At 35.7% G+C, this 3,716-nt stretch carries 9 protein-coding genes; all 9 read right to left on the bottom strand.

Annotated features, from left to right (window positions below):
• Positions 1–107: 107 nt before the first annotated feature.
• The gene (gene pfdA / locus ACKI2P_RS09175; protein ID WP_407377065.1) at positions 108–545 is read right to left on the bottom strand and encodes a prefoldin subunit alpha; all 438 of its coding nucleotides are present in this window, start codon (positions 543–545) and stop codon (positions 108–110) included.
• A 16-nt stretch (positions 546–561) separates the two neighbouring features.
• On the bottom strand, positions 562–786 hold the full coding sequence (gene rpl18a / locus ACKI2P_RS09170; protein ID WP_407377063.1) for a 50S ribosomal protein L18Ae: 225 nt from the start codon (positions 784–786) through the stop codon (positions 562–564).
• 24 nt (positions 787–810) lie between these two features.
• The gene (locus tag ACKI2P_RS09165; RefSeq protein ID WP_407377061.1) at positions 811–1,485 is read right to left on the bottom strand and encodes a translation initiation factor IF-6; all 675 of its coding nucleotides are present in this window, start codon (positions 1,483–1,485) and stop codon (positions 811–813) included.
• 45 nt (positions 1,486–1,530) lie between these two features.
• The gene (locus ACKI2P_RS09160; protein ID WP_407377059.1) at positions 1,531–1,776 is read right to left on the bottom strand and encodes a 50S ribosomal protein L31e; all 246 of its coding nucleotides are present in this window, start codon (positions 1,774–1,776) and stop codon (positions 1,531–1,533) included.
• 11 nt (positions 1,777–1,787) lie between these two features.
• Positions 1,788–1,943 (bottom strand): 50S ribosomal protein L39e, encoded by a 156-nt coding sequence (locus tag ACKI2P_RS09155; protein WP_004032463.1) that lies wholly within the window; start codon positions 1,941–1,943, stop codon positions 1,788–1,790.
• Between the two features lie 21 nt (positions 1,944–1,964).
• Complete coding sequence (locus tag ACKI2P_RS09150) at positions 1,965–2,549, bottom strand: hypothetical protein (RefSeq protein WP_407377057.1); 585 nt, start codon at positions 2,547–2,549, stop codon at positions 1,965–1,967.
• A 5-nt stretch (positions 2,550–2,554) separates the two neighbouring features.
• Positions 2,555–2,917, bottom strand: a complete 363-nt coding sequence (locus ACKI2P_RS09145; RefSeq protein ID WP_407377055.1) for a DNA-binding protein — start codon at positions 2,915–2,917, stop codon at positions 2,555–2,557.
• A gap of 21 nt (positions 2,918–2,938) precedes the next feature.
• On the bottom strand, positions 2,939–3,376 hold the full coding sequence (locus ACKI2P_RS09140) for a 30S ribosomal protein S19e (protein ID WP_407377054.1): 438 nt from the start codon (positions 3,374–3,376) through the stop codon (positions 2,939–2,941).
• Positions 3,377–3,473: 97 nt separating this feature from the next.
• A partial coding sequence (locus tag ACKI2P_RS09135) for a YhbY family RNA-binding protein (RefSeq protein ID WP_407377052.1) occupies positions 3,474–3,716 on the bottom strand: 243 nt, incomplete at its 5' end.

The following is a 3,716-nucleotide window of genomic DNA, read 5'->3' as shown; positions in this document are numbered from 1 at the left end:
ATTTTTCATAATATATAAAAAGAAAGTCAAAAAAAAGCGATTATATTAACGTTTTAAAAAATTCAATGAAAAAAAAATAAGAAAAAAAGAAAAAATTGTAAAATATCTTATCTCATGGTTTGGGTCATGTTGCCCTGTGCTGCAGCTGCAATCTGCTCAGCCTGTGCCTGAAGAGATCCAACAATGTCACTGCATTGCTGCAAGTTAGCTAGCATTTTGTCTAAACTATCTTTTAAATCCTCTTTTTGGCCTGTGAGAATTTCACGAGCGCCGTCAGCATCTTTTTTAATGGCAATGCCTGAACCGATACTTACAATAATTTCATCAGTACTTTTAAGTTCTCCTTTAATGAAAGAACCAGCACCTACAGGAACAAATGCTTCAACAGATTCTTTGCCTTCAATATCTTCAAGGGTATTGAACAGCGCATCGACTTCAGAAATGGAAGCCTGAATCATTTCGATTTGCTGTTGAATCAGTTCCGCTTGTTGTCTGTATGTATTGATTTCATTAAGAAGACTGTTTAATCTTTGCTGATCTTCCATAGTAACACCTGCGTGTCTATAAAATTTCTTTTACAATTGGGTCTAACACTTCTTCAGGAGTAATTTCATCGATTGAAACGATGGAAATCTGATTCCTGTTAATACCATGTTTACTTCCGAAACGTTCATAGACTTTTTCTTCTATGTCAGCTTCGCAAGTAGCTTTGTATTCTTTAGTGAATTCATGGTTGCTATCACCCATTACAAAAGTACCTTTAACTCTGTAAATTTTTGTTATCATATAAAATCCCTCATGATATATTAATTAAAAATTATCATCCAAAAAGCCTAATGCTTCTTCAACTCTAGCCATTTCAGGACCAGTACTATCTTTAGCTACGATTGCACCATTTGAATTTGCAATGGAACAAGCTCCGACCAAAGAAATACCTTTACCGACAGTACCAATATCTCCTTCAACACCAAATACTTTATGAGCTAAGTTAACTTCGCTGGAAGTGGCATTTTTTGTTATCAAAAATCCTTTGTTGGTGACCTTAATAAGGGAACCTATGATGTCAGTTCCGGCAATGGAACGTGCCTCTACATTTACATCCAAGGTATTTTCAATAATGTTAAGTGCATCTTCGGTTAAAAATGGGCTCGCAATTGCTCCAGTGTCATTTGCTGCGATAATATTACCGACAGCAGTGTAGTTTCCTGGAATTGAAGCGACATTTAAACCTAAGTCTTCAAACTGTTTAACTTCTCTATCTAAAACATGTGGGGAAACAACGATACCATTTGAATTAGCTACAGCTAAAGATCCTATAAGATTACTGCCTGAAATAGAAGACCTGACAACTTCGACTTCTAAAGTTTCCTTAATAATTTCGACTTTTTCATCTAAAAGATTATAAGGAACAATAGCTATGTCGTCTGTTGCAAGAATAAAGACTCCTAAATTCGGATTTCCTACAATATCAACTCTTTTCAACATATTGTTACCTCACATTAATCAAATATATGGCTTAAGGTACTATAGCTATTCTGCTAAAGTAGCTTTTACTACACCATCATCATCTTTAACTGCTTTTACAGTGATTTTAGAAGGTATTTTTTGAATACCTCTTTCCCAAATTGCATGATTGATAGATTCATCAATTTTTACTTCTTCAGCTTTCATGTGTTTAGTCAAGAAGTTTTGTACTTCTCTGATAGCTCTAGGAGCTCTGATAGTCCTTTTGACATTTTTTACATTTCTAAGTGGAATTGTGTAAACTCTTTCCATTTTAACCCCTCTTATAATTTAAGACTGTTTCTTCTCCAGTGTCTAGGTTTTGGTCTGTATCTGAGTTTACGGTTAGTTTTAGCATAAGCCCAGATTGGAATTCTCCTATTTTGTTTGTTTGCTTTTGCCATTCTTAATTTTTTAGCTAATGGTTTATTTCTACTCATTTTTTCACCCTGTAATAATAATTATTTTTTATATCCAATAACACGAGTTTGATAATGTTCCGGGAATATATCAAGTGAATTTCCTCCCCTTTCGTCAATCAGTGTCCTTATTTCAACCTCATAATCTGAGCTGTTGTCCTTGTTTGACTTTTCGTGTGAGATTTCAAACAGGTTTGTTGTAATCAGCTTTACGGACTTGTGGCCGAAACTGTCCAGATTGATGTATTGAACATCCTTTCTGTCCTCAAGGCTTTTGATTTGATTGATGTTTAATTTGGGAGTTCTGTCATCCCTTCTTGTTCCGTCTGCAATAATACCATATTCTTCTGCAACATGTTCAACAACATTTTCATGAATGAACTTGATTCCGTCGTTTGGAAATCCGTCCTTCATTATCATGTCACAGGTCTTTTCCAAAAGTTCTGTGTCCAAATCCAAAACCCTATGGGAAAATCCTAAGGCCTCGGCTGATTTGCTGGCAGGAATGTATGAATCATAGACGCCAAAGTTGGCTGTGCACAGTTCCACATCAAGACCCAGCCTTTTAAGCATGACCGCCATAAAGGATGAATCTTTTCCTCCACTATATAAGACACCGGCTTTCATCGATATTATTTCCTTGTGATTTTAATTTCTCTTTTCTGACCAGAAATCTGTCTTAAAAGAACTTTTAATTGGTCGTCAGTAACCTTACCTCTTAAACTGCCTGCCTGAGCTGACTGAATCAGTTGGAGTTCAATCTGTTCGACAAGTTCAGGTTTGGTTAACTTGAGATTGCCCAATCTTGTACGAGCTTCAGGGGTCATGATCTGACCTAAAATCTGTTTTTTCTGAGCTTCGAACTGTTGTCTTTGGGCTTCTTGCTGTTGCATCTGTGCAAGCTGTTGCTGTTGTGCTTGCTGGTTTTGCATAGCAGCCTGTTGAGCTTGTAATTCAGCCATTCTTTTACGACGAATTTCATCTAAATCGCTCATATCAAACTCTCCGAATTATAATTAGTATTTTTCAAGTTCAGGAATATCTTTAATGATTTCAGCAGAAATTTTATCTAAGAATGATCTTCCTGCTGGGGAGACAACTCTTCCACCTTCAACTTTTTCCACATATCCTGCGTCTTCTAACTGATGAAGTGCGGTTCTGATAATGGATCCGCTACCTTTCATGAATTTTTCAGGACGTACGCCACGGTCTTTTTTACCACCGTAGAAAGTTCTTAAACTCATAACTCCTACAGGACCATCCATGTAAACTCTTCTGATGATAGAAGCAGTTCTAATAAACCACCAATCTGCACTTTCTGGTTTTCTTTCTTTGTGAACACCAGTTTTTACAAAATTGGACCATGCAGGGGAATTGATTTTTTCGTTGTTTTTAAATTCTTCTGCGACTTTTTTAATTAATAAATCTGCAGGTACATCAAATACAGTAGTCATATTAATTCTCCAATATTTTTAATTAAATAATTGTAGCTTAATCCACTGTAAATTTAAGACCTAAAAAATTGGGCCTGTAACTCTAAATTTAAAATGTTTAAGGCTTTTTCTTATAGATTACAGCAACATGGCCTCTAACGTCTATAAGCTGTGCTTTAGTCTTAGAGACAATTTCATCTATGTAATCATCTTTATTTCTAGCGATATTTTTTGCAAATTTAAGTTTAACAATCTCATTAGCCTTGAGCTGGCGTTTGATTTCTTCGATAAGATTATCGTAGACACCGCTTTTACCAATGTTGATTGTCATCGCACCAAGAGCTCTATTCATCATTTCTTT

It is taken from the genome of Methanobrevibacter sp. (genome assembly GCF_045541095.1).
Classification (GTDB): domain Archaea; phylum Methanobacteriota; class Methanobacteria; order Methanobacteriales; family Methanobacteriaceae; genus Methanocatella.
The sequence above is the reverse complement of the archived record's forward strand: the minus strand, read 5'-3'. Positions and strand labels throughout refer to the sequence as shown.

Excerpts from the sequence above, each read along its gene's own strand:
- pfdA (WP_407377065.1), bottom strand. The coding sequence starts at position 545 with ATGGAAGATCAGCAAAGATTAAACAGTCTTCTTAATGAAATCAATACA.
- rpl18a (WP_407377063.1), bottom strand. The coding sequence starts at position 786 with ATGATAACAAAAATTTACAGAGTTAAAGGTACTTTTGTAATGGGTGAT.
- ACKI2P_RS09165 (WP_407377061.1), bottom strand. The coding sequence starts at position 1,485 with ATGTTGAAAAGAGTTGATATTGTAGGAAATCCGAATTTAGGAGTCTTT.
- ACKI2P_RS09160 (WP_407377059.1), bottom strand. The coding sequence starts at position 1,776 with ATGGAAAGAGTTTACACAATTCCACTTAGAAATGTAAAAAATGTCAAA.
- ACKI2P_RS09155 (WP_004032463.1), bottom strand. The coding sequence starts at position 1,943 with ATGAGTAGAAATAAACCATTAGCTAAAAAATTAAGAATGGCAAAAGCA.
- ACKI2P_RS09150 (WP_407377057.1), bottom strand. The coding sequence starts at position 2,549 with ATGAAAGCCGGTGTCTTATATAGTGGAGGAAAAGATTCATCCTTTATG.
- ACKI2P_RS09145 (WP_407377055.1), bottom strand. The coding sequence starts at position 2,917 with ATGAGCGATTTAGATGAAATTCGTCGTAAAAGAATGGCTGAATTACAA.
- ACKI2P_RS09140 (WP_407377054.1), bottom strand. The coding sequence starts at position 3,376 with ATGACTACTGTATTTGATGTACCTGCAGATTTATTAATTAAAAAAGTC.